This window comes from Lutispora thermophila DSM 19022 (assembly GCF_900142105.1).
In the GTDB taxonomy this organism is placed as follows: domain Bacteria; phylum Bacillota; class Clostridia; order Lutisporales; family Lutisporaceae; genus Lutispora; species Lutispora thermophila.
Window position 1 is genome coordinate 1 of sequence record NZ_FQZS01000017.1, and the last position, 25327, is coordinate 25327.

The 25327-nt window shown below is 36.1% G+C and carries 20 protein-coding genes and 5 tRNA genes; all 25 read left to right on the forward strand.

From position 1 onward, the window contains the following. Positions 1–301: 301 nt before the first annotated feature. Positions 302–619, forward strand: coding sequence for a MazG-like family protein (locus tag BUB48_RS12210; protein WP_073026521.1), 318 nt, complete (start codon positions 302–304; stop codon positions 617–619). A gap of 11 nt (positions 620–630) precedes the next feature. After that, positions 631–1596 (forward strand): YybS family protein, encoded by a 966-nt coding sequence (locus BUB48_RS12215; protein WP_073026522.1) that lies wholly within the window; start codon positions 631–633, stop codon positions 1594–1596. Then, a complete protein-coding gene (locus tag BUB48_RS12220) occupies positions 1593–3593 on the forward strand; it encodes a DHH family phosphoesterase (protein WP_242944206.1) in 2001 nt (666 codons plus the stop codon). The genes BUB48_RS12215 and BUB48_RS12220 overlap by 4 nt, the downstream gene beginning before the upstream one ends. Then, entirely contained in the window at positions 3593–4039 is a 447-nt protein-coding gene (gene rplI / locus BUB48_RS12225; RefSeq protein WP_073026524.1) for a 50S ribosomal protein L9, read from the forward strand. The genes BUB48_RS12220 and rplI overlap by 1 nt, the downstream gene beginning before the upstream one ends. A 15-nt stretch (positions 4040–4054) precedes the next feature. Further along, entirely contained in the window at positions 4055–5869 is a 1815-nt protein-coding gene (gene lonC / locus BUB48_RS12230) for a Lon family ATP-dependent protease (RefSeq protein WP_073026525.1), read from the forward strand. A gap of 25 nt (positions 5870–5894) precedes the next feature. Further along, positions 5895–7223 carry a replicative DNA helicase gene (dnaB, locus tag BUB48_RS12235; RefSeq protein ID WP_073026526.1) on the forward strand — a complete coding sequence of 443 codons (1329 nt, stop codon included), beginning with the start codon at positions 5895–5897 and terminating at the stop codon, positions 7221–7223. A gap of 717 nt (positions 7224–7940) precedes the next feature. Continuing rightward, positions 7941–8210 carry a hypothetical protein gene (locus tag BUB48_RS12240; RefSeq protein ID WP_073026527.1) on the forward strand — a complete coding sequence of 90 codons (270 nt, stop codon included), beginning with the start codon at positions 7941–7943 and terminating at the stop codon, positions 8208–8210. Positions 8211–8275: 65 nt separating this feature from the next. Then, entirely contained in the window at positions 8276–9688 is a 1413-nt protein-coding gene (locus tag BUB48_RS12245) for an NAD(P)/FAD-dependent oxidoreductase (RefSeq protein ID WP_073026528.1), read from the forward strand. Between the two features lie 199 nt (positions 9689–9887). Then, positions 9888–9963, forward strand: a tRNA-Lys gene (locus BUB48_RS12250). A gap of 6 nt (positions 9964–9969) precedes the next feature. Then, positions 9970–10044 (forward strand) — tRNA-Glu (locus BUB48_RS12255). 8 nt (positions 10045–10052) lie between these two features. After that, positions 10053–10128: transfer RNA gene (locus tag BUB48_RS12260), tRNA-Val, on the forward strand. Positions 10129–10142: 14 nt separating this feature from the next. Beyond that, positions 10143–10219, forward strand: a tRNA-Asp gene (locus BUB48_RS12265). A gap of 6 nt (positions 10220–10225) precedes the next feature. Beyond that, positions 10226–10301, forward strand: a tRNA-Thr gene (locus BUB48_RS12270). Between the two features lie 633 nt (positions 10302–10934). After that, positions 10935–11735, forward strand: a complete 801-nt coding sequence (gene dapB, locus BUB48_RS12275) for a 4-hydroxy-tetrahydrodipicolinate reductase (RefSeq protein WP_073026529.1) — start codon at positions 10935–10937, stop codon at positions 11733–11735. A 135-nt stretch (positions 11736–11870) separates the two neighbouring features. Then, a complete protein-coding gene (locus BUB48_RS12280; RefSeq protein WP_073026530.1) occupies positions 11871–13571 on the forward strand; it encodes a methyl-accepting chemotaxis protein in 1701 nt (566 codons plus the stop codon). A gap of 68 nt (positions 13572–13639) precedes the next feature. After that, positions 13640–15427 (forward strand): sigma 54-interacting transcriptional regulator, encoded by a 1788-nt coding sequence (locus tag BUB48_RS12285; RefSeq protein WP_242944207.1) that lies wholly within the window; start codon positions 13640–13642, stop codon positions 15425–15427. Positions 15428–15817: 390 nt separating this feature from the next. Next, positions 15818–17107 (forward strand): proline reductase-associated electron transfer protein PrdC, encoded by a 1290-nt coding sequence (prdC, locus tag BUB48_RS12290; RefSeq protein WP_175548419.1) that lies wholly within the window; start codon positions 15818–15820, stop codon positions 17105–17107. Positions 17108–17184: 77 nt separating this feature from the next. Further along, positions 17185–19098 (forward strand): D-proline reductase (dithiol) proprotein PrdA, encoded by a 1914-nt coding sequence (gene prdA, locus BUB48_RS12295; RefSeq protein WP_073026533.1) that lies wholly within the window; start codon positions 17185–17187, stop codon positions 19096–19098. A 7-nt stretch (positions 19099–19105) separates the two neighbouring features. Further along, on the forward strand, positions 19106–19363 hold the full coding sequence (locus tag BUB48_RS12300; protein ID WP_073026534.1) for a CBO2463/CBO2479 domain-containing protein: 258 nt from the start codon (positions 19106–19108) through the stop codon (positions 19361–19363). Further along, complete coding sequence (prdB, locus tag BUB48_RS17570; RefSeq protein ID WP_084524587.1) at positions 19363–20088, forward strand: D-proline reductase (dithiol) protein PrdB; 726 nt, start codon at positions 19363–19365, stop codon at positions 20086–20088. Before BUB48_RS12300 ends, prdB begins: the two co-directional genes overlap by 1 nt. Positions 20089–20123: 35 nt before the next feature. Continuing rightward, entirely contained in the window at positions 20124–20891 is a 768-nt protein-coding gene (prdD, locus tag BUB48_RS12315; protein WP_073026537.1) for a proline reductase cluster protein PrdD, read from the forward strand. A 15-nt stretch (positions 20892–20906) separates the two neighbouring features. Beyond that, entirely contained in the window at positions 20907–21380 is a 474-nt protein-coding gene (locus BUB48_RS12320) for a glycine/sarcosine/betaine reductase component B subunit (RefSeq protein WP_073026538.1), read from the forward strand. Positions 21381–21714: 334 nt separating this feature from the next. Further along, positions 21715–22722 (forward strand): proline racemase, encoded by a 1008-nt coding sequence (locus BUB48_RS12325; protein WP_073026539.1) that lies wholly within the window; start codon positions 21715–21717, stop codon positions 22720–22722. 52 nt (positions 22723–22774) lie between these two features. Further along, positions 22775–23656: a sulfite exporter TauE/SafE family protein gene (locus BUB48_RS12330; protein WP_073026540.1), complete on the forward strand. Its 882-nt coding sequence runs from the start codon at positions 22775–22777 to the stop codon at positions 23654–23656. A gap of 353 nt (positions 23657–24009) precedes the next feature. Further along, positions 24010–25293, forward strand: a complete 1284-nt coding sequence (locus tag BUB48_RS12335; RefSeq protein ID WP_073026541.1) for a M24 family metallopeptidase — start codon at positions 24010–24012, stop codon at positions 25291–25293. Positions 25294–25327: the final 34 nt, after the last annotated feature.

The following is a 25327-nucleotide window of genomic DNA, read 5'->3' on the forward strand; positions in this document are numbered from 1 at the left end:
AAGTATAAATCTACCATAATATTAGCTTTCCGTAATGGGTTTCAAGAAAGGCTACCTTATCGATATAAAATCTTCCAAAGGAAGCCTTTCTTATTTTATACCCAATAAAAAGTGAAAAGTTTATTGCTCCATACACCGCATTTTATGCCTTTGGTTACGGATATCAGCACTAAAACCTTTAATATTGTGATTAGAATGCTTGTGTGTTATTATAATGATTAACACTAATAATGATTATAGGCATTAATTACTTGAAGGATAAAGCCAAGAAACATAGAATTATAAAATAGTTGCTGGAGGGATGGCAATGCAGAAAGAGACTGATATTACCAGAAATATAAGAATAATTGAGTTTTTAAAAAGCGAACTTTTAACATCTGTTGCTTCCTTATTTCAAATATTATTGAAAGGCACAAAAGCAAGTAGGGATGCCCTTTTAGATATTCTTGCCAATCTGATACTTGTTACATATTTATTGGGCAAAAGGCTGGGAATACAATATAGTGTTATTGATTCAAAAATAATGGACAAAATAAAAATTGGTATGCTGGAAGGTCATGAAACGGAAAAATGGTATGGAGATTTGTCGGATCTTTCAGAGTATCTACAAAAGCATTAAAGAGGTGGACAATGAACAAAATGAACACTAAAGCCCTTGTAGAAGGGGCTATATTCGCTTCAGTTACAGCTGTGCTAGGTATATTAGTCTATTATATGCCATTTTTATCATTACTAAGTATGTTTTGGCCAACACCAATAATAATTATCGGATTTAGAAATGGGTTCAAGGTAAGCATTATTTCAGCAGTAGTGGCAGCCATAATCGTTGCCATATTTACTGAACCCTTTAGCGGGATATATCTATTTTTAGTTTTTGGAATTGCTGGTATCATCATGGGCCATTTGATGAGTAAAAAGGTCAATCCAGCCTTAAACATAGCTGTTTCCGGAATAATATTGGCTGTTTGCTCTGTATTTGGGCTGTTATTTGGTTTTTTTATGGCAGGTCAGTCTGCAACACAAGCTATGGATCTGATGATAAGCATTATGCAGGAGTCTATTGATTCGGCTGCCAGTGTTTATAGATCTATTGGAATGTCGGAGGAGCAGCTAAGCAATATTATTAGTACTATGAAAGAATCCCTCGTTGCAATACGATATGTAATGCCTACTCTTTTTCTTTTAAGCGGAATACTTTTCTCATTTGTAAACTATAAATTTGTTAAAGTGGTATTAAATAGAATGAAATATGAGATAGCAGATGTTAAGCCCTTTTCCAAGTGGAGAATACCGGATAATTTTTCCATGGGCATGTTGGTAATATTGCTTTTGTCAATGGCAGCTACCTATTTTAATGTTCCAAATATGCAAACTGTTCAATTGAATATAATATATATAATAAAGTGGGTATTTGCCATAATAGGCTTATCTGTAGCATGTTATTTGCTTGATAAATATGGTATTAGCAAAGCTCTTAAAATTATTATCATGTTTTTTATATTTACCAGTTTTTCTAATTACCTTGTAATAGTAGGACTCATTGATACGGTTTTTGACTTTAGAAAACTAAATAAAAGGCATATCGGGGGGATATGATGAAAGGCGGGTTTTTCCGCAGAATGTTAATGCCTGATTCCAATATCTATTTATGGATTATAGGCATAAGCGTTCTGATCATTGGTTATTACAATCTGCTTGCTGGATTGGTTGGCACGTTGATTTTGGTGTATCTCATATACTACAATGTAAATCAGAAGGTTCAGAAGAAGGAAGAATTGAGACTATATATAGAGAAGCTATCGGAAAACGTTGATTTTGCAACAAAAAATGCCATACTTAACCTGCCTTTTCCGTTAGTGATCTGTGATGAAGAGGGAAATATAAGCTGGTACAATTCATTGTTTCTTAACATGTTCCAAGGTGATTATCTGTTGAATGAAAATGTATGTAATTATTTGCCCGGATTTGACTTGGATGTTGTATTAAAGGAAGGAAAAAGAGAGTTTAAAAATACCAGCGTCAAAGACAGATATTATGATTTATACTGTGAACCTTTTGATATATCCGAAGATGATGATGAAAAAAGGATAATAATTATATATTTGGTTGATAAGACAGAATATGTGCTGCTCAAAAACAGATATTTGGAAGAGAAAAACGTAGTGGCCATAATGGAAGTTGATAATTTGGAAGAAGTTCTAAAGGATGTGGAAGAGGCTTCACAACCTGTTATATTGGCAGATTTGGATAGAATCATAGGTTCCTGGGCTGCATTGCACAACGCATCAATACAGAAATATGCCAATGGTGAATATATACTACACTTTAGTCAGAAGCAGCTATCCATAATTGAAGAAAAACGTTTCGAAATTCTGGATACCATCAGGGAGATAAATTCTGGCAATAAGATTCCCCTTACATTGAGCATAGGTGTAGGAGTTAACGGGAAGACACATGCAGAATTGCAGAAATTTGCAAAGAGTGCTATGGATATTGCCTTAGCCCGTGGAGGAGATCAGGCTGTAGTGAAAAATTATGATAAGCTTTCCTTCTATGGAGGCAAGTCCAAAGCGGTAGAAAAGAGAACCAAAGTAAAGGCAAGAGTAATCGCCTATGCATTGAGGCAGCTCATTGAACAGTCTCAAGATGTGCTCATAATGGGACATGAAATGCCTGATTTGGACTGTCTAGGGGCTTCTTTGGGAATATATAGGTGTTGTAAAAATCATAACAAGCCAGTTAGAATAGTATTGAACAAAGTTAATGCAAGTATAGAAAATCTATGGGCAGAGCTAAGAGAGGACCAGGAGTATGATGATGCATTTATCAGTGGTGATGACGCTTTATTATATGATAGTAAAGGAACCCTTCTCATCATGGTGGATGTCCATAGACCAAGTTTTACTGCGAAACCGGAATTAATCAATAAAATAGAGAAAAAAGTTATAATCGATCACCATAGGCGTGGTACAGAGTTTGTAGATGATGCTGTGCTGACATATATAGAACCTTATGCCTCATCTACCAGTGAATTGGTTACTGAGATTCTTCAATATATGTTTGAAAAGCCAAAGATTAAGCAAATTGAGGCAGAAGCACTTCTAGCAGGCATATTTATAGATACAAAGAACTTCTCATTCCAAACAGGAGTGAGAACCTTTGAGGCAGCCTCCTTCTTGAGGAGGGCCGGAGCTGATACAACTCTAACCAGGCAGTTATTTCAGGATAATATGGATACATTCCTTGCCAGAGCTGATGTTGTAAAGAGAGCACAGATGTACAGGAACAATATAGCCATTTCATATATACCTCAAAATATAGATAATCCTGCTCTTATTGCAGCACAAGCTGCAGATGAGCTGTTGAATATAAAGGGGATAAATGCATCCTTTGTATTATCTCAAATGGGAGGTTATATATATATAAGCGGAAGATCTCTTGGTGATATAAATGTGCAAGTTGTATTGGAGAAACTGGGTGGCGGAGGTCATTTGACCGTAGCAGGGGCTCAGCTATCCGGGATAAGCATAGAAGAAGCCATCAATATGATTAAAAATGCAGTGGATGAATATTTAAAGGAAGGTGAGAGGTAGTGAAAGTTGTATTACTACAAGATGTTAAAGCACTTGGGAAAAAGGATGATATAGTCAATGTAAGTGATGGTTATGCAAGAAACTTTTTATTTCCCAAAAAGCTTGCAGTGGAAGCTACTGCAGGTAAGCTGAATGAGATAAATGATAAGAAAAGTTCTTTAGAAAACAAAAAGAGAAAAGAATTGGAAGAAGCTAAGAAACTGGCCGAGAGATTAAACAATATTGAAATTGTAATAAAGACAAAGGCTGGAGTAAATGGAAAGCTTTTCGGTTCCATAACGGCCAAGGATATTGCGGACCTAATTAAGGAAAATCATAAAATCGAAATAGATAAAAAGAAAATAGTTCTTGAAGATGCTATAAAATCCTTAGGTACTCATGAAATTGAAATAAAAGTATATCCAGAGGTTGTGGCTAAAGTAAAAGTAACTGTTTCACAAGAATAGAGAAGAGGGATCACATTGGAACATAGCATAGTATGCAGCAATGATGAATTATTGGACGTGCTTATTGATTACAGCAAGAAAATATATGGAGACACAAAATGTATTGGAATTGATGAGTTAAAGGATCCAAAAGCTAAAGCAAAGAGACTTTGGGAAATACTTAATCCGGAGGAAGAAGTATCAGCTCTCCAGAATCAGGAGGATATAAGCAAGCTTCTTGAAGCCATCAGGGACAAGCTGTCAGATAAGGCTGCCAGAGTCTATACAGAAAGACTTATAAAGCAGGAAATTCTTCATAAAATAGAGGAAAACGAAAAGGAATATCTGAATCAAATTAAACTTCAGATCATTAAAAAGCATTGTGATGTAGAAAATCCGTCTACGCTCAAAAAATATGCTGAGTTGGAAAAGAAGAAAAGCATATCTTTAACAAAGCAAATATCCGATATCTTAAGGCCTCAGAGAGAAGATGAAATAATAGGTCAATCTCAGGGTGTAAAGGCTTTGTTATCAAAGATTGCTTCACCTTTTCCTCAACATGTTATAATTTATGGGCCTCCTGGGGTAGGGAAGACATCTGCAGCAAGAATAGCTCTTAAAGCTGCCAAGGAGAAGGCCTATAGCCCATTTCGAAAGGATGCTCCTTTTGTTGAAGTAGACGGGACAACCTTGAGATGGGATCCCAGAGAGGCTGTTAATCCTCTGCTGGGTTCTGTTCATGATCCAATATATCAAGGAGCCAGAAAGGATCTTTCAGATATCGGAGTTCCTGAACCAAAACCGGGACTGGTGACAGAGGCCCATGGGGGTATTCTTTTTATAGATGAAATAGGCGAATTGGATTTGATGCTTCAGAATAAACTTCTAAAAGTATTGGAGGATAAGAAAGTAAGCTTTGATTCCTCCTATTATGATGAAAGCAGTGATGAAATACCCAAATACATTCACACCCTCTTTAGGGAAGGAGCGCCTGCAGATTTCATATTGATAGGTGCAACCACAAGAAGACCTGAAGAGATAAATCCAGCATTGAGATCCAGATGTGCTGAAGTGTTTTTTAATCCATTGAGTCCTAAGGACATAGAGGATATATTGGACAATGGAGCTCATAAACTCGATATAAGCATAGATGATGATGCTAAAGAACTTATCAGCAGACATACTTATGATGCCAGAAAGGCAGTAAATGTATTGTTGGATTGTTATTCAAGCCATCTATATGAAAAACCAGACAAAAGGGTTATTATAGATTATGATAGAGCTAAAAAAGTCTTAGGGTCTCTTGTTAGAGACGATTATACTGCCAGAATGGGCTCAGAAATAGGCAAGGTATATGGAGCAGGGGTAAGCGGATATGTGGGTAGTATAATAGAATTTGAAGCCCTTGCTTATAAAAGAGATGATGAGATGGGTTCTGTGAGATTTAATGAAACGGCAGGGTCAATGATAAGAGACTCTCTTTTTAATGCTCTTGCAGTGCTTAAGCATAACATGGGCATAAATCCTGACAGATATGATATACATGTTAATTGCATCGGTGGAGGTAAGGTGGATGGACCTTCAGCAGGTCTTGCCATAACTTGTCTTCTTTATTCGGCGATTATGGAAAAATCTCTACCCAAAGATTGTTGCATAACTGGAGAGATATCTATAGCTGGAAACATAAAAGCAGTAGGTGGAGTAAGAGAAAAAACTAATGCTGCCATAAGAGCAGGATTTAAACATATGATAATACCCTATGAAAATAAAAAGGATGTTGTAGGCATTCAAGGTATAAACATAGTGGAAGCAGGCAATATAAGAGAGGTAATGGAATTTTTAACCAAGTAGCCTTATGGTTTTGTGAGGTGTTAATATGAATGAGTTGATACAAAAAATACCACCAAATAGCTTGGAAGCAGAGCAATCCGTTTTAGGAGCAATGCTTTTGGATAAGGAAGCTATATCAACGGCTGCCGAAGTATTAAAAGGTGATGATTTTTATAGAGAAGTCCACAAAGAAATTTTTGAAGCAATAGTAGAAATTTATAATGATAATAATCCTGTGGATTTGATCACTCTTACTGAAAAATTAAAGGGTAGAAATACTTTGGAAGCAGTGGGCGGTATTACATATCTTACTCAACTTATGAATATTGTGCCCACAACCAGCAATATAAATCATTATGTAAAGATTGTAGAAGAGAAGTCATTATTAAGAAAATTAATAAAATCCTCAAATGATATTATATCCAAATGCTATGAGAACCCTGAAGATCCAGTTGAGATTATAGATCAGGCGGAAAAGAGTATATTTGATATTTCTTTGAGCAAGTCTACTCAAAGCTTTGTGCCCATTAAAGAAATATTGACATCTAATTTTGATAAGATAGAAGAACTTTATTTAAATAAAGGAAAAATCACGGGTATACCAACAGGCTTTGTGGATCTGGATCAGAAACTTTCAGGCTTGCAGAGATCAGATCTTATATTGATTGCAGCGAGACCTTCCATGGGTAAATCTGCCCTTATGATGAATATTGTGCACCATGCAGCAGTAAGAGAAAACATACCTGTGGCCATATTCTCATTGGAAATGTCAAAGGAGCAGCTTTCTCAAAGACTTCTATGTGCAGAAGCATTAATTGATGCTCACAGGCTTAGGACAGGAGATATAACGGAAGATGAATGGATAAAGCTTGCAAGAGCAATGGGAGTTTTGGCAGACAAGCCCATATTCATAGATGATACTCCTGCAATATCTATTACTGAGATGAGAGCAAAATGCCGCAGATTGAAAATAGAGCATGGTTTAGGTCTCATTGCCATAGACTATCTTCAGCTCATGTCAGGAAGCAGTAATTATGACAGCAGACAACAAGAGGTTTCTGACATATCAAGGTCATTAAAGGCCTTAGCTCGTGAATTGGATGTGCCTGTAGTGGCATTATCCCAGCTTAGCCGTGCACCGGAAACAAGAGCAGATCATAGGCCTATATTATCTGATCTTAGAGAATCCGGAGCTATTGAACAGGATGCTGATGTGGTTATGTTCCTTTATAGGGATGAATATTATCATCCTGATTCGGAAAAAAAGAATATAGGCGAAGTGATAATAGCGAAGCAAAGAAACGGCCCAACGGGTACGGTAGAATTGGTATGGCTGGGTCAATTTACTAAATTTGCTGATAAAGCAAGATTATGATATTTACCGAGATTCACTTAATGGGAAATGTGGACTAATGAAGATTATACTATCCTGTGGATAAGTAACATAAGTTTTAAGAAAAAGCATGAAGAAATTAAGAAAGTTTTTCACAATTGATGTTGAAATACTTCTATTAATGCAGTTTATAATCTATTTTATATTAAAAATCCGCGAAATTCGCGGATTTTTTTATGTTAAGATATCCACTATATCACAAAGTTATCCACAAAATTTTATGTAAAAAGTGGATAAGTTGAATATTCATAAAAATATTCATTGCATACCTATTGAAAGCACATAAAAATAAAAGGTTATTCGAACATATGTGCATATCTCTGTGGATAATGTGGATAATGTGGATTTATAAAGTGTAATTCATGTAGTTAAGTAAAAACAGAATATTCAACTAATTTGATAAAAAATGACAAATTAACATAATATATGTTGAATTATGTGTTGCAAAAGACCCGAAAGAAGCAATTGATAGCTTGAAATAAATTTTTATAATATAATTGTATTGTGAATAATAAATTGTAGATTGTTGATAACTTATCCACAGGTTGACTCTGCAAAATACATTTGATAATATAAGAAAGGCTTTTAATTAATAAATTGAGCATGCTTCCTTAACTATGGAATAAAATTATAAATTAGGCTTTTATAATTAAATTTCACAAAATTAAATATTGTGAAATAGGAAGGGGAGAAAGAAAGATGGAACTAACTGATAATCAAAAAATAGAAATATTAAACAGCTTGAAAGTGTTTGATTATCGTTACTCCTGTTCAGGGTGCGATTATGTATTGGTAGAAGATAATGAAAAAAACAGAAATGAAATAAAAAAAATCGGATTAACCGATGAAATCATAGATGGATATGTAGATAGAGATTATATTGATATAAGCTTGATAGCTTGGAATTATACAAATGCAAACTGGTGGAAGAAAGATACAGGTTTCTTTGACCAGAGGCAGAAAAAATGATTTGAGACAATGCTGTAAAAGGAGAATAAAACACTTTTCAATTAAAGAGATAAAGGGTGAATGAAATGAAAAACAGATATGATGTGGTAATAATAGGTGCCGGTCCGGCAGGTATATTTACAGCTTTGGAATTGACAAAAGGCAATAAGGATTTGGATATACTGATTTTAGATAAAGGAAGAACAATATCTCAAAGAAAATGTCCAGCTAGAAGCATTGGAAGATGTGTAGGTTGTGATCCTTGCGGTATTACCTTTGGATGGTCGGGAGCAGGAGCTTTTAGCGATGGAAAGCTATCATTGAGTCCAGAAGTTGGAGGAAACATTACAGACTATATGTCTCAAGATGAAGCTAATGAATTGATTAAATATGCGGATTCCATCTACCTGGACTTCGGAGCTCAAAGCGAGGTTCATGGTTTGAATAGCAAGATAATTGATGATGTAAAATACGAGGCTTCAAGGCATAATATCCAGCTTATACCTTGTCCCGTGAGACATTTGGGTACGGAAAAAGCATTTTATGTGCTTGAAGGCATGTATAAGTATTTGATATCAAATCCAAAAGTTACATTTTCCGAATTAACAACTGTGGAAGATATACTAGAGGAAAATGGTGAAGCTAAAGCTGTAGTTACAAAAACAAAAGATAAGGAAGAAAAGGTAATAGAAGCAGAATATATTGTTGCAGCGCCTGGCAGAGGCGGTGCTGAATGGTTGTCAGAACAGACGCGTAAGCTATCAATAAGCACCGATAATAACGCGGTGGATATAGGAGTAAGGGTGGAAGTTCCAAACAGCGTAATGGATCATTTGACGAAGGATCTTTATGAAGCAAAACTCGTTTACTATTCGGATACCTTTGACAATAAAGTTAGGACCTTTTGCATGAACCCAGGAGGTGTAGTTTCTCAAGAAAACTATGAAGGAGGTTTGGCCCTGGTAAACGGTCATAGTTATGCTGATGACAGGCTGAAAACTGATAACACCAATTTTGCCATGTTGGTATCTACAAGATTTACAGAGCCATTTAAAGAACCTATAGAGTATGGCAAATATGTGGCAAGGCTTGCAAATATGTTGACAGGCGGCGGTATATTAGTTCAAAGGCTTGGAGATTTACTTCAGGGAAGGAGAACAGATAAGGACAGATTAAAAAAATCCACTACTATACCTACTTTAAAAAATGCAGTGCCTGGAGACTTGAGTTACGTATTGCCTCATAGATATCTGGTATCCATAATAGAAGCTATGAAGGCCTTTGATAATATAGCACCAGGGCTTTATTCGAAGAACACATTGCTTTATGGGGTAGAGTGCAAGTTCTATTCCAGTAAGGTGCAGGTCAACAACAAGTTTGAGACATCAGTGAGAAATTTATATACCATAGGTGATGGTGCAGGAATTACCAGAGGATTGATGCAGGCATCTGTTACTGGAATAGTTGTGGCAAGGGATATAATTAGTAAGCTTAAGTAATAATTTTCTAGACAAAAAATATATATTTACCATTGCAAAAATTCAATTTTCCCATTATAATATCAATATGTCACATGTTTAGGTGTCTTTGAGCTATATATCAATCATAAAATTGGTAATAAAAAATCAAAAAAAATATGTTGACAAAAGCGCCTAAAACATGTAGAATGTATAAATGTGAGCGCTATGACTCACAGATGATCCACTAGCTCAGTCGGTAGAGCACATGACTTTTAATCATGGTGTCCGGAGTTCGATTCTCCGGTGGATCACCATCACGTGGCCCGTTGGTCAAGCGGTTAAGACATCGCCCTTTCACGGCGGTAACAGGGGTTCGATTCCCCTACGGGTCACCATTATAATTGGGCGCATAGCTCAGCTGGGAGAGCATCTGCCTTACAAGCAGAGGGTCATAGGTTCGAGCCCTATTGTGCCCACCATTTAAATAAAATACGGCCCAGTAGTTCAGTTGGTTAGAATGCCAGCCTGTCACGCTGGAGGTCGACGGTTCGAGCCCGTTCTGGGTCGCCATCATAAGCTGGTGTAGCTCAATAGGCAGAGCAGCTGACTTGTAATCAGCAGGTTGGCGGTTCGATTCCGTTCACCAGCTCCATTTGATAGATAACACTGCAATACTTTGCAGTGTTTTTTTCATAAGCTATAGGAAAGTATAATTTCACCTTAATATAAACTTTCTGTAAAAGCCTTTCTTATATATGATGTATAAACCAATATGGGATTGAAGTTAATCGTTGTCTCATAACAAATTTTCCATGCGGATAGTATTCATAATCCTTTTAAAATAGCAATCATTTCTATTATTTAAAATGTATTAACTTCTCTTTTGGAGCAAATGTTATACATCCTCTCATTAACAATGAGATTATATTAGTCTCATTCCCAAGTATTCCTGCTTGCCATGGAAATGGTCAGTTTCTGGTTGCGTTAAATATAACATTAAAGATGATTCAAGTATTATATTCATACAGTGAATTTCCTGTGATAGATAATTAAATATTACATTATTCAACAAGAAATGATATATTAATTATAAAAAGTTAATAAATATAATTAATACAATCATGGATAGGTGTGCTTTCAAAAAATTTCATACCTATTCAATATTGATTTGAATTATATTTAAATATATACTAAAAATTACAAGATATTTATATAAATACTGAATCTGACAAAATATTTAAAATGTATTTACTAGTTGTAGTTTTATAACGGGAGGTAAATCTTTATGAATATCATCATAGCTGGACCCAGGGGAAAAATGGGAAGTCTTATTACGAAAATTGCGAGCAATAGAACTGATATGAAAATAGTAGCCGGTATAGGACCTGAAGGCAGGGATTACATAGGACAAGATATAGGCATAGTCAGTGGAATGGGAAGAGCATTAAATGCTATTGTAGTAGATGACATAAAAACTGTAATAAATGAAAGCGATGTAATTATTGACTACACTACAACAGAGTTTTCAATGGAAATATTGGAAGCTGCATTAAGGTCAAAGAAAGCTGTAGTTTGTGGAACCACAGGTTTTTCAGAAGAAGAATTTAACAGAATAAAAGATGCATCTAAGCAAATACCTATTGTATATGCTGCAAATTCATCCAGAGTGGTTAATCTTATGTATAAACTATTAAAAATAGCTGCTGAAGCCATAGGTAATGTATCTGATATTGAAATAATCGAAATGCATGATAGATATAAGAAGGATGCTCCAAGCGGTACATCTAAAGAAATGGGACAAGTAATTGCAGAAGCTCTTAATAAAGAACTAAAAGATATTGCTGTTTTTGGAAGAGAAGGAAAAGGAGAAAGAGTACCAGGAAGTATAGGATATCATTCTATAAGATCTGGTGATATATCAAGTAGTCATACGGTTATGTTTGGCCTTATGGGAGAAAGACTTGAGATAACACATCATGCATATAATTGGGAGTGTTTCGCTCAGGGAGCCTGTGAAGCTGCAGCTTTTTTATATGGTAAGGAGCCGGGCTTATATACTATTAAGGATGTTCTTAAGATAGAATGATCGATGCTTCATGCGATATCAGAGATATGGAAGATAGCATATGAGGTAAGTTATTTAAAATTACTGGTATGGAAAATATGCGAGGTAAGTATTGAAATATGATAGGTATAAAAATTATATAAGAAAGGTGATTAAATGAGGTTAAAGAGTTTCATGATAATTTTTCTTATGGTTGTTTTAATTTTTAGTATGGTATATCTCATTATTTTTAATACTACCGGTTCCATGTTACATGCTATGTTGCCCCAATATATTTCATCAGCAGAAGAATTGGATGAATTTATGACACAGTTCAATGTCTCAAGTCAGAAGTATCTACTATTAATAACAGCAGCATTAATAATCGTGGCATCTGCTTTACTTTTTGCCCTTTTCATATATTTATCAAGATCCATAAAAGGATTCAGAGAGAATGTTATGAACATTGCTGAGGGCCAGCTTACCACTAAAGTAAAAGATATATGGATTGCAGAAGGTATTGCAGATGGTATAAATAAGATTACACACAATATGAAAAAGGTTGTATGCGAGGTTGCTGCCATAGCTCAAAAGACAAAAGATTTATCAATAAACCTCAGCAAGAACATAGAACAAAATGAAATTGCATCTCAAGCAATAGCTCAAACAATAACACATATTGCTGAAGGCAGTTGTAAAGAATCAGAAATGACAGCAGCAACCAAAATAAGCACCCAAAACATGGCGAGCAATTCTGACAAGATAGCACAATATGCAAAAAAAACGCAAAATATTGCAGGTGAAATGATAAACATTGTTGAAGAAAATAATAGAGTAATAAATCTGTTAGTTGATAAAATGAGGAATACTGCTTCAGGAAGCATAAAATTGGCAGATGATATTCAGGAACTGGAGAAAGAAGCGGGAAAGATAAATGATATAACTGCTGCTGTTGCTGAGATAAGCAGACAGACAAATTTGCTTGCATTAAATGCTGCCATTGAAGCGGCAAGGGCCGGTGAAGCAGGTAAAGGTTTTGCTGTGGTAGCTGATGAAGTAAGAAAACTTGCAGAACAGTCAGCTACATCGGCTGATGAGATAAGAAAACTTGTTGAAATGATAATTGGCAGAATCAATGAAATAACATTAAAAGCAAAAACTGAGGTGGAAGGGATATCCAAAACCATATCTGATGCAGATAAGGCTAAAGAATCATTAAAACATATGATTGAAGCAACAAATTCAACCTATGATGCAGTTGTCCAGATAATAGGCTTAGCTGAAGAATCTAATGCTATGGCTGAAGATGTTGATAATATGATGGAGAAAATAAACATTAGCATTCAGGAAACAGCTGCCGGAGCGGAGGAAGTATCAGCATCAGCTGAGGAACAGCTGGCTTCAGCCCATGAGATATCTGCAATGGCTATCAAGATGAATGACATGACTAATACAATAGACAGTTATTTAAAATCATTTATCAGTAAAGTAACAATAAGAGACGAAGAAAGAAAACTAATAAACGAAGGCTTTAAAATATTGAAAGATATAAATTCAGAGATAAATTCAAGAGGAATTTCTATCGATAATGCTTCCGAATTATTGAAGAATATAAGCATGAAGTATAAGCAATTTGAATATATAGGAATTATTAATTCACATGGAGATATGGTATCAGCTAGTGTTCCCATAACGGATAATAATAATTACTCACACCGCCCATATTTTAAAGAATCTATTCTAGGAAAAGAGTATTATTCAGAGCCATATATATCAAATGTCACATACAACTATTGCATAGCAATATCAATACCTTTCATGAATGCTTCAAAATCCATAGAGGGTGTGTTGATGGCGGATATTTGCATTGAGAAGTAACTGCTTAGCTTTAATAGTTATCAAAGTTATAGCTTATTTTGCCTAACTAATATACTTAGGTGGTGTTTATGATGTTTTTTGATCAATCAATGTATAAATGTGTGTCTGAAGTTATGGATAAAGATATAATAAAGACGGAATACGGTATTTCTATAGACTGTGCTGTTGATATGATGCTTTCTAATGCAAGGGATGAAGTTATTATTACAAGAAGAAGTGGAGATAAGGAGTATGTTGAAGGAATACTAACCAAAACTGATATATGTAGGCTTAAGAAGAAAAAAGTTGATTTTGCAGAATCCGTTAAAAAATATATGAGGACAGATGTATATACTATTATGCAAACAGAAAAGATAAAACAAGCAAGGGATATTATGATGAGCAAAGGAATAGGCAGATTGCTTGTTACAGACGGCTATGAGATAACCGGTGTCATTACATCAAAAAGTCTATTGAATACTTATTATCTTGAAATAGAAGAGTTGATGATTCAGCTCAGCATCGTTTTGGAGAATCTTCAAGAGGCAGTATGCGTTGTAAGCAGTGAAGGAATTGTAAGGCTGTGGAACAAAAGCTCAGTAAAACTATACGGTATTGAGAAGAGTGAGATAATAGGTAGGAACATTAAGGAAGTTTTTCCTAATGCCTTACTGGCAAAAGCGCTTGAAGAAAAAAAATCCTTTGTAAATCATAAACATAAACCTAAGGAAGGCTCCTATGTGGTAATAAGCGCAGTGCCTTTGATGTACGATGGGAAGATTATAGGAGCAGTGTCAACGGACAGAGATATTACCGAAATAAAGAACTTATCAATGCAGCTTGAAAGCGAAAGATCAAAGGTGGAATTTTTAGAAGAGCAGATGAAAAACATCACACAAGCCAAATATTCTTTCGGGAGTATTATAGGAAAAAGTAAGGCTATAGTTAATGCAATCACATTGGCTAAGCAGGTTGCAAAATCAAATGCCAGCATACTAATAACAGGAGAGAGTGGTACAGGCAAAGAGGTATTCGCAAGAGCTATACATCAAGAAAGCGGAAGACTAGGACATTTTGTTCCTATAAACTGTAGTGCCATTCCATATAATCTATTTGAAAGTGAGCTTTTTGGGTATGCAGGTGGAGCCTTTACAGGAGCTTTGAAAAAAGGCAAGATAGGCAAATTTGAGTTGGCAGACGGAGGGACTCTATTTCTGGATGAAATAGGGGATATGCCCATCGATATGCAGGCCAAACTATTGCGTGTCCTGCAAGATGGTGTTATTACCAAAGTGGGCGGAGATAAATCCATAAATGTTGATGTAAGAATACTTGCAGCTACAAATAAAGATCTAAAGAAAATGATGCTGGAGGGAACTTTCAGGGAAGACCTTTACTATAGATTATGTGTGGTATCAATACATCTTCCTCCCTTAAGGGAAAGGAAAGAGGATTTGCCGGAGCTTATAAGAAGTTTTGTTGCAGAGTTCGCAGAATATAATGAAATAGAGGAAGTAGATATAGAACCTGAGGTAATAAAAGCCCTTACAGATTATGAATGGAAGGGCAACATAAGGGAACTTAGAAATGTGGTAGAAAGGCTAATAATTTTGTCGCCAGATGGCAAAATAAGAAAGGATATGCTTCCTGATGATATTATAAGGAAAAATTCTGATCAATATAGTAAAAATACTGCTGGAATCATGAATTCAAGTTATGATTTGAAGGAAGCAGTGGCAAATATTGAAAAAAGAACAATAATAGAAGTCATGAATTTAGTAGAAGGCAATAAGGCAAAGGCAGCCCAGATGTTAAACATTAATAGGGGAAGCCTTTATTATAAACTTAAACAGTATGGTTTGGAAGAATACTTGTAAAAAATATGTGTTAAAAAACTAACATTATGTTAAAATTTTGACACCTACTGTCAGAGTTGGTTTTTTAAAAATTATATTGAAAAAACTTATAAAAGATGATTTTGATATAGAAAAAATAAATAATCAAGTGTTTAAAATTTGACACTTTGTATATTTGCTTTTATATATTTTGTAGAAATATGAAGATAAGAATAATAAAAAAATTTTTTGAGATTAGGGAAAAGCATATGAGCCATTGAAAACAGCGAGTTTCAATGACTCATATGCTTTTTAAATAAATTTATTATTTTTGAGTAGATTTTCAAATTTTTTTGTAATATTGGCGAGAAAATTGCATGTTGTATAGTAATGAGATTGATTGATACAGATTTAACAAAGGAGGTGAATTGGATGGAAAGAGTTGAACTTATGTTGAGACAACATGTGGGAGCACCATGTTCACCCATTGTGAAGGTTGGAGACGAGGTAAAAAGAGGGCAACTTGTAGCAGTGCCTACTGGTCTCGGAGCCAATATTCATACCAGTGTATCAGGTATTGTAAAAGATATAACTGATATATCAATAGTGATAGATGCTTTCGATGAGCAATCTCCAGATTATATTCCTATAAAGGAAACCGATGATTATCTAGAGGCTATTAAAGAAGCGGGGATTGTTGGTGCAGGAGGAGCTGGTTTTCCTGCTCATGTGAAGTTTAAGACAGATCTTAAGGGAGGATGCTTTATTGCAAATGCGGCTGAGTGTGAACCTCTTTTAGCACATAATATCGCATATTTAGAGCAGAATCCTGATGTGATTATCAGAGGCATGAAATACCTCATGGAAATCACAAATGCCAAAGTAGGATATATTGCAATAAAAGTTAAACACCTTAATGCTATAAAGGCTATTAACAAGGCTTTGAAACCCGAGGATAATATATCGATAAAAATATTACCTGATATGTATCCTGCAGGAGATGAAAGAGTAATAGTAAGAGAATTCACAGGAGTAGAACTAAAACCGGGAGAACTGCCAAGCGCCGCCAATGCTGTTATATCAAATGTTGAAACCATAAAGAACGTTACATTGGCAATAGAACAAAGAAAGCCGGTTATTGATAAGGATTTGACTGTAGCCGGAAGAGTAAGAGGCGCCAAGGAAGGTAAGGTATTTTTCAATGTGCCTATAGGATATCCTGTAAAAAAATATATAGAAAAGGCTGGAGGATACTTGGAACCGCATGGAGAGATAATTCTCGGAGGGCCTTTTACAGGAAAGCATGGCGAAGAGACATCACCTATAGTAAAGACCTTGGGCGGAATAATAGTAGCAATGCCATTCCCACAAGAAAAGAGAAAAGTAGGAATACTTGCATGTGAATGCGGTGCTCAGGAAGAAAGATTAAGAGAAATAGCAGCGGGTATGGGAGCCCAAGTTGTTGCAGAAAGAAAATGCAAGAGAATGGTGGAGGTTAATGGAAGGTGGAGATGTGAAAAGCCCGGCGTATGTCCTGGTCAAGCATCTACTGTTTTAGATCTCAAAAGAGAAGGTGCAGAGGTTATTCTAACAGGAACCTGCGGTGACTGAACGAATACGGTAATGACTGTAACTCCTAGGTTAGGAGTTCCAACATATCATAGTACAGATCATGCGCTCAGAGCTGCGGGGCATAAGCTGGTTAGAAAGACTAAGGCATAACCTTCTTAAAAGCACAGCATATTAAATATTTAATTTTAATATAAAATAATTTTTCTTAATAAAAGGAGGTAAATAAAATGTCAATGTCAGCAGAAAACGCTTTACACCACAAGAATGATCCCGCAGTTGTTTGCTGCAGAACTGAAGCAGGCACAATAATTTCTGCAGATAACCTGGAAGATCCAGCCATATTTCCTGACCTTATAGACTCAGGATTGCTAAAGATTGACGAAAATACTTTAAAAATCGGAAATGTGTTAGGCGCAAAATTGATAAAGACCATTGATTCATTAACACCTATTACTCCAGATTTAGTAGAGGGAGTAAAAGAACTAGGGGATGAATCAGAGAAAGAAACCAAGGAAGAATCCCATCAGGAAGTAACTGTAGAATCTACACCATCAGTAGTTACTGCACAACCTATGATTGCTTCTTCAGTAAACAGTGGAGTGTTGAAAATCCATATTGGAGAAGGCAAGGATATAAATCTTGAAATACCAATGATAGCACAACCAGGTATGGCAATGCCTGCAGCAATGCCTGTAGCAGAATCAAATACCATGGTAGCTCCAGCTGCAAACTTGGGAACTGCTGCAGAAAAGGAAGAAAAAGCTGCCAGCGAGCCAATAGCTGTTAGAAAGCTTACCAAGAAGCATTACAAGATAACAGAAGTAAAGCGTGGGCCAGAAACAAAAATTGAAGGAACAACTCTTTATATAAGAGAAGGCATCGAAGAAGATGCTATGAAAGCAGACAAATTAGTTAAGAAGTTTAAATTAGATATCATAACTCCAGATAAATATAATACTTATTCCGAGACAATAATGGACGTTCAACCTATAGCTACAAAAGAAGGGGACAGCAAATTAGGTAGCGGAGTTACAAGAGTATTAGATGGAGTTATCATGATGGTAACAGGAACAGATGAGCTTGGTGTTCAAATCGGCGAATTTGGTTCATCTGAAGGAATATTAGAAGAAAACATCATGTGGGGAAGACCTGGTGCTCCAGAAAAGGGAGAAATATTTATAAAATCTGAAGTTGTAATTCAAGAGCATACAAACATGGAAAGACCAGGACCTCTTGCTGCTCATAAAGCAACAGATGTTGTAACTCAGGAAATCAGAGAAGCATTGAAAAAGCTTGATGATAGCCTTGTTGTTGATACTGAGGAATTTGTTCAATACAGAAGACCAGGCAAGAAGAAAGTTGTTATAGTTAAGGAAATAATGGGTCAAGGAGCAATGCATGATAACTTGATATTGCCTGTTGAACCTGTAGGAGTACTTGGAGGAAAACCAAATGTAGATTTAGGAAACGTTCCAGTAGTATTTTCACCTCTTGAAGTATTGGATGGAGGTATACATGCCCTTACATGTATAGGACCTGCATCAAAAGAGTGTTCAAGACACTACTGGAGAGAGCCTCTCGTACTTGAAGCATTAAATGATGAAGAAGTTGACTTGGCAGCAGTTGTATTTGTAGGAAGCCCACAGATTAACTCAGAGAAATTCTATGTATCTGAGAGAGTAGGCATGATGGTAGAAGCAATGGATGCAGATGGAGCTTTCGTAACAACAGAAGGCTTTGGAAACAACCATATAGACTTTGCTAGCCATATTGAGCAAATTGGTATGAGAGGAATTCCTGTTGTAGGAATGTCCTTCTGTGCAGTGCAGGGTGCCCTTGTTGTAGGAAATAAATACATGACTCATATGATTGACCTGAACAAATCAGAAGCAGGTATTGAAAATGAAGTTTTATCTTGCAACACATTGACTAAAGAAGATGCTATTAGAGCCCTTGCAATGTTAAAGGCAGCCATGGCAGGAGAACCTGTCAAGGAAGCAGAAAGAAAATGGAATCCGAATGTTAAGGAAAACAACTTGGAATTAGTTGAAAAAGCAATAGGAAAGAAAATAGAAAGAGTAGAAAATGAAACTTCAATTCCAATGAGCCAGAAGAGAAAAGAAAAATATTCTACTAAATAGGTAAATTATGAAATACGGAGATAAATTAATATACATGGAGGGAATAATTGTAGAGCTTCATGATGGTGCAGTAGGCATAGACCTGAAAGGAAGATTAGGCTTTCTGAAGGTTCCTATGAGAATGCTCATCAGCGATTATCCTCTCAAGATTGGACAAGAAGTAGGATTTAATATGAGTTATCCTGAAGTATTAAGTCCCGAAGTAAACGAAAAATATGTTAGCAATATTGAAAAAAGAAATAAATCTGATAAGGAGGTAGAATGATGAGTTTAACAGTAGTAAAGGGAATGCAGTCTGAAATATATGTTCCTATTACGCCACCACCGGTCTGGACACCAGTTGTAAAAGAACTTAAAGACATGACCGTTGCTATTGCAACAGCAGCAGGAGTTCATGAAAAATCAGACCAAAGATTCAATCTTGCCGGTGATTTTACTTTTAGAAAGATTAAAGATACAACTCCATCAAGTGAATTAATGGTATCACATGGTGGTTATGACAATGGAGATGTCAACAAGGATATTAACTGTATGTTCCCAATTGACAGACTTCATGAATTAGCAAAAGAAGGTTTTATCAAAAAGGTATCTCCTGTTCATATAGGATTTATGGGAGGAGGTGGAAACCAGGAGAAGTTTAAAAACGAGACAGGTCCTACAATAGCAAAGATATTGAAAGAAGCAGGTGTAGATGCAGTATTGATGACAGCTGGCTGAGGCACATGCCACCGCTCTGCCGTGATTGTGCAGAGAGCGATTGAGGAAGCAGGAATTCCAACTATAATAATTGCCGCTCTTCCTCCGGTAGTAAGACAAAATGGAACTCCTAGGGCAGTTGCTCCGCTAGTTCCTATGGGAGCTAACGCAGGGGCACCAAATGACAGAGAAATGCAATACAACATTGTAAAAGACTCCCTAATCCAATTGACAAAGATAGATCAGCCTGGAAAGATAGTTCCATTACCTTATGAATATATAGCTAAAGTATAAACAGATATTAGCTATATTGAAAAAGGGATGATAGCATGGTTGACAGCGATATAAAAGAAATGAGAAGATTAGTCATAAAAAGCTTTCATATTACTGAAGCCTCTTTTTCAGATAAAACTGAGATTATGGGTCAGAGTCTTTATCTAAGAAAGAACATCGTTGATGATATTACAAAAGACGAACCGTTAATCCATAGTGTTAACATTGAAATAATCAAGCCCAATGAGCATGACAGATGGGTGAATAGCATAATGGATATCATTCCAATATCTGCAAAGGTTCTTGGCAGATTAGGAGAGGGTATAACTCATACTCTTACAGGAATATATGTTATGCTTACAGGAGTCGACACAGAGGGAGTTCAGGTAGCTGAATTTGGCTCTTCTGAGGGAATTCTTAAAGATAAGATTGTTCTGAACAGGCCTGGAACACCCGGCGAAAATGACATCATATTGCTCTGTGATGTTGTGCTGAAAGCCGGGGAAGGAAGCTTCAGAACTGGTCCAACTGCGGCTCATAGAGTATGTGACAAGATGGTACAGGAAATAAGAGATAAATTGAAGAAGTTAAACGGAAGATATTGTACCGAAAAGCATGAATTCTATGATGTTATAAAGCCTAACCGAAAGAGAGTTGCAATAGTCAAGCAGGTTGCAGGCCAAGGGGCCATGTATGATACTCATTTATTTGCTAAAGAACCATCAGGTTTCGCTGGGGGACGATCTATAATCGATATGGGAAATGTTCCGATAATAGTAAGCCCCAATGAATATCGTGATGGTGCTATCAGAGCCATGCATTAGAAGGTGGTGTTATAAATGGGAGTAGGACCTTCTACTAAAGAAACATCGTTACATCATTTCAGAGATCCCCTGCTTGATGTTGTATCAAAGGACAATGATGTAGATTTGGTTGGCATAGTGATAGTTGGGACACCGCAAAATAACGAAGATAAATATTTTGTGGGACAGAGAGTAGGAGCTTGGGCTGAAGCAATGAGGTTAGACGGAGTAATAATCTCAGTAGATGGCTGGGGCAATAGTCATGTTGACTATGCAAATACAATCGAAGAAATAGGAAAAAGAGGCATAGAAGTAGTAGGGTTAAGCTTTGTAGGGACTCAGGCCCAGTTTGTTGTTAAAAATAAATATATGGATACAATAGTAGATTTTAATAAATCTGCGGAAGGCATCGAAACAGAGACTGTAGGTGAGAATACAGTCACGGAATTAGATGCTAAAAAGGCTCTTGCAATGTTGAAACTGAAAATGAGAAAAAGAGCCGATAAATGAAAAGCTATTTTGGAGCTTGCGTAGATAATAGAAATTTATAATATTGGATAAAAAATGTGAAGGACATCATACAGAAATGGTTCTAACCACTATATGATGTTCTTCACAGACACCAAATAAATAAAAATAAAAATTGCCGCATTAATTATTATATCATAGAAAAGCATAAGAAATGGCATAAAGGACTACTAAATATGAGATTCATAATTTGCAGCAAAAATATTGAGAATATTCTGTCATTATAAAACCTCGATATATCTACGTAGGTTCCATATAGCAATAAACATAGATGAACCAGAATGTAATGTTCACAAATAATTTAGGAGGTGGAAGCATGAGATTTATCAAAAGCTTACATGCAGTTGATTCTCATACAATGGGGGAACCTACTAGGGTAGTCATTGGAGGAGTGCCTAAAATACCAGGTAATTCAATGAGTGAAAAGAAAGAGTATTTGGAAAAAAATATGGACAATATAAGAACCGCGATCATGCATGAACCTAGAGGACATAATGATATGTTTGGTTCTATTATAACTCAACCTGTAAATCCCGAAGCAGATCTTGGAATAATATTTATGGACGGTGGCGGATACCTAAACATGTGTGGACATGGATCAATAGGTGCAGCTACTGTTGCAGTTGAGACAGGCATGGTGGAAGTCAAAGAGCCATATACTCAAATCAAATTAGAAGCTCCTGCCGGTCTTATAACAGCTAATGTTAGGGTAGAAAACGGAAAAGCAAGAGAAGTATCAATAATCAATGTACCGGCGTTTTTATACAAGAAAGATGTACAAGTTGACTTACCAGATGTGGGAACCGTTACGTTTGACATTTCCTTTGGAGGAAGTTTCTTTGCTATCATAAAAGCCACTGAACTCGGTGTTGAAATTGATCCCAAAAATGTAAACATATTGACAGAAAGAGCAATGAAACTTTTAAACATTATAAACGATACAATAAAAGTTCAACATCCTACATTAAGTCATATAAAAACTGTTGATCTTGTAGAAGTATATGGTCCTGCCAAGACTCCAGGGGCAACACTGCAAAATGTTGTTATATTTGGAGCAGGACAAGTTGATAGATCACCATGCGGAACAGGTACAAGCGCCAAAATGGCAACATTATATGCTAAAGGTGAGTTAAAAATTAATGAACCTTTCATCTATGAGAGCATAATAGGAACAAGATTCAAAGGAAGAATACTTGAAGAAACAAAAGTAGGAGACTTTCCTGCAGTAATACCTGAAATAACTGGAAGCGCTTATATCACAGGCTTTAACCACTTTGTTATAGATGAAGACGACCCAGTGAAATATGGTTTCTTGTTAAAATAGACCAAGATGATTAAAGATGAAAGTACTCTAAATAAAATAGGGGGGTATATTAATGGTAAAAATTTTATTGGGATTATTAGCAATTTTAACGTTGGCTTTCTTATATTTCTTCATAAAGGATTTTATGCAAAACAAAAATAATCTTTCAGAAACCGGTTGGCCTGGCTTATTGGGAGTTGGATTTATCACTAACTTTTTTGATACCTTGGGTATAGGAAGCTTTGCTCCTACAACTGCAATGTTCAAGTTTTTCAAAATGGTACCTGATAAGTTAATACCAGGAACATTGAATGTAGGTGATACAGTTCCTGTTGTATTTGAAGCATTTTTGTTTATTGCTGCTATTGAAGTTGAACCAGTGACACTTTTCAGCATGTTGGCAGCAGCAGCTCTAGGCGCAACAATTGGTGCAGGTTTTGTTTCAAAACTTCCAGAAAAGAAGATACAAGCAGGTATGGGAGCTGCTCTTTTGATAGTTGCTTTCTTTATGTTAGCTGGTCAAGTGGGTTGGATGCCTGCTGGTGGTGAGGAAATTGGTTTAACAGGCGGAAAGCTTATATTTGGTATAGTAGCTAACTTTATTCTTGGCGCATTGATGACTATCGGTGTAGGATTGTATGCACCATGCATGGCTTTGGTATATGCTTTGGGTATGAGCCCAAGAGTTGCTTTCCCAATAATGATGGGTTCATGTGCATTCTTAATGCCTGCTGCAGGTATGAGATTCGTAAAAGAAGGAGCTCATGATAGAAAAGGATCAATGGGTCTTACTATCGGTGGCGCAGCAGGTGTATTTGTAGCATATTATATTGTAAAATCATTGCCAATAAAGATTCTTACTTGGTTAGTTATATGCGTAATAGTATATACTAGCATCGTAATGCTAAAATCTGCACTTGCTAATGCTCAGGCTAAAACTGCTAAAGCAGAATAGAAGCAATGATCTAAAACATAAAATAACTAATTAGCAGAAGAAAGATTGTAATGGCTGTAATTGTTGTTAATTTGTTAACATGATTAACAAGTTCATAAATTAGATTACTTGAAAAATTCAGTGGATTGACTAAGGGTATGGTATATGCCGTATCTTAAAGTCAATCCATTTTCTTTTGGCTCTTTTTTCAGACTTTATGTCAATTTTAATACAGACTTCTAGCCAGAATTGCAATAAAGCTGTCATTAGTTTATAATGCTTTCAATGGTAACTGTTTCATAACTTATTTAAAACTCAGGCAATGTTATATGTCGTAAAGAATTTACAGAACTTGCTCAAAGGAGTGTATTGATATGCATGAAGCTTTTATGAAAAGACTTGAAGCAAAAATGGGTAAGGCAGGTCTTTTACCCATCAAGAAACAGGCAGAATTAAGCACGAGGATACTGAGGCAAAGATTGGAAACAATACTTCCATGGGCAATGAGGAAATCAGGAATGGATTTTTGGATAGTAGCTTCCAGAGAAGGATGCAAGGATCCTATGCTTAAAACATTATATCCCTGGGATATGTATGATGCAAGGCGCATCGGAATATTGGCTTTCCACTATGATAAAGAAAAAGATACAGTTCGCAAGATGGTAATAGGTCCATTCTCACAGGAAATGGAAGGTATATACGAAAGGATTCAGGAACCGGGAGAAACCATATGGCAAACTATCGCTAGAATTGTCAAAGAAATCAATCCTTCCAAAATTGCTATTAACAGAAACCATATCAATGGCTGTTGTGACGGCCTTTCCTCTACACTCTATGAGAATATAAAAGATGCTCTTGGAGAAAATGCAGTAAAATTATGTGATGGTGAACCTCTTACTGTATACTGGCTCCAGAGGATTACACCGCTGGAATTAGAGATTATGAAAGCATTGGTTAATATAACACACGATATTATAGACTATTCCTTCTCCAGGAAGTTTATTAAAGTAGGAGTCACAACTACCACTGATATTGAGTGGTTCATGCGCGATGTTATTAATCGCCTTGGTTATCTGTATTGGTTTGGACCTGATATTGATCTCCAGCGCAAGGGCAGTGATGTACCAAGGATGTTCAACGAAGTCATTCTTCCCGGAGACCTTATTCATTGCGATGTAGGTATAAACGGTATTTATGTGCAGCTGCACACAGATGTTCAGAGAGTTGGGTACATACTTAAGGATGGTGAAAAAGAGGCTCCAAAAGAATTATCGGCACTATTTGCCAAGGGAAATAGACTTCAGGATATAGTAAGAGAAAATATTAGAGTTTGTACTACCGGTAACGATGTACTCCTTAAATCTATAGAAACAGCTAAATCAGAGGGCATTAAACCCATGATATATACCCATCCTTTAGGAACCTTTGGACATGGGGTAGGGCCCATAATAGGTCTCTATGACAATCAGTCATATATTCACGGCGCAGGAGAGCGAACCATTGAAGATAAGACATGCTATGCATTGGAGCTTAATGTTTCAGATAATATAAGAGTTTGGAATAATCAACTTGTTTTTATGTATCTTGAGGAGGACATCATTAAAGATGGGGAAGTTTATTTCATAAACGGCAGACAGGAGAGATTGATTATTATATAGATGTTGCACTATACGTGTAACACTTTATGATACT

What these genes read in the sequence shown, in the direction of transcription:
- BUB48_RS12210 (WP_073026521.1), top strand. Translation starts at nt 302, where the DNA reads ATGGCAATGCAGAAAGAGACTGATATTACCAGAAATATAAGAATAATT.
- BUB48_RS12215 (WP_073026522.1), top strand. Translation starts at nt 631, where the DNA reads ATGAACAAAATGAACACTAAAGCCCTTGTAGAAGGGGCTATATTCGCT.
- BUB48_RS12220 (WP_242944206.1), top strand. Translation starts at nt 1,593, where the DNA reads ATGATGAAAGGCGGGTTTTTCCGCAGAATGTTAATGCCTGATTCCAAT.
- dnaB (WP_073026526.1), top strand. Translation starts at nt 5,895, where the DNA reads ATGAATGAGTTGATACAAAAAATACCACCAAATAGCTTGGAAGCAGAG.
- BUB48_RS12240 (WP_073026527.1), top strand. Translation starts at nt 7,941, where the DNA reads ATGGAACTAACTGATAATCAAAAAATAGAAATATTAAACAGCTTGAAA.
- BUB48_RS12245 (WP_073026528.1), top strand. Translation starts at nt 8,276, where the DNA reads ATGAAAAACAGATATGATGTGGTAATAATAGGTGCCGGTCCGGCAGGT.
- dapB (WP_073026529.1), top strand. Translation starts at nt 10,935, where the DNA reads ATGAATATCATCATAGCTGGACCCAGGGGAAAAATGGGAAGTCTTATT.
- BUB48_RS12280 (WP_073026530.1), top strand. Translation starts at nt 11,871, where the DNA reads ATGAGGTTAAAGAGTTTCATGATAATTTTTCTTATGGTTGTTTTAATT.
- BUB48_RS12285 (WP_242944207.1), top strand. Translation starts at nt 13,640, where the DNA reads ATGATGTTTTTTGATCAATCAATGTATAAATGTGTGTCTGAAGTTATG.
- prdA (WP_073026533.1), top strand. Translation starts at nt 17,185, where the DNA reads ATGTCAATGTCAGCAGAAAACGCTTTACACCACAAGAATGATCCCGCA.
- BUB48_RS12300 (WP_073026534.1), top strand. Translation starts at nt 19,106, where the DNA reads ATGAAATACGGAGATAAATTAATATACATGGAGGGAATAATTGTAGAG.
- prdD (WP_073026537.1), top strand. Translation starts at nt 20,124, where the DNA reads ATGGTTGACAGCGATATAAAAGAAATGAGAAGATTAGTCATAAAAAGC.
- BUB48_RS12320 (WP_073026538.1), top strand. Translation starts at nt 20,907, where the DNA reads ATGGGAGTAGGACCTTCTACTAAAGAAACATCGTTACATCATTTCAGA.
- BUB48_RS12325 (WP_073026539.1), top strand. Translation starts at nt 21,715, where the DNA reads ATGAGATTTATCAAAAGCTTACATGCAGTTGATTCTCATACAATGGGG.
- BUB48_RS12330 (WP_073026540.1), top strand. Translation starts at nt 22,775, where the DNA reads ATGGTAAAAATTTTATTGGGATTATTAGCAATTTTAACGTTGGCTTTC.
- BUB48_RS12335 (WP_073026541.1), top strand. Translation starts at nt 24,010, where the DNA reads ATGCATGAAGCTTTTATGAAAAGACTTGAAGCAAAAATGGGTAAGGCA.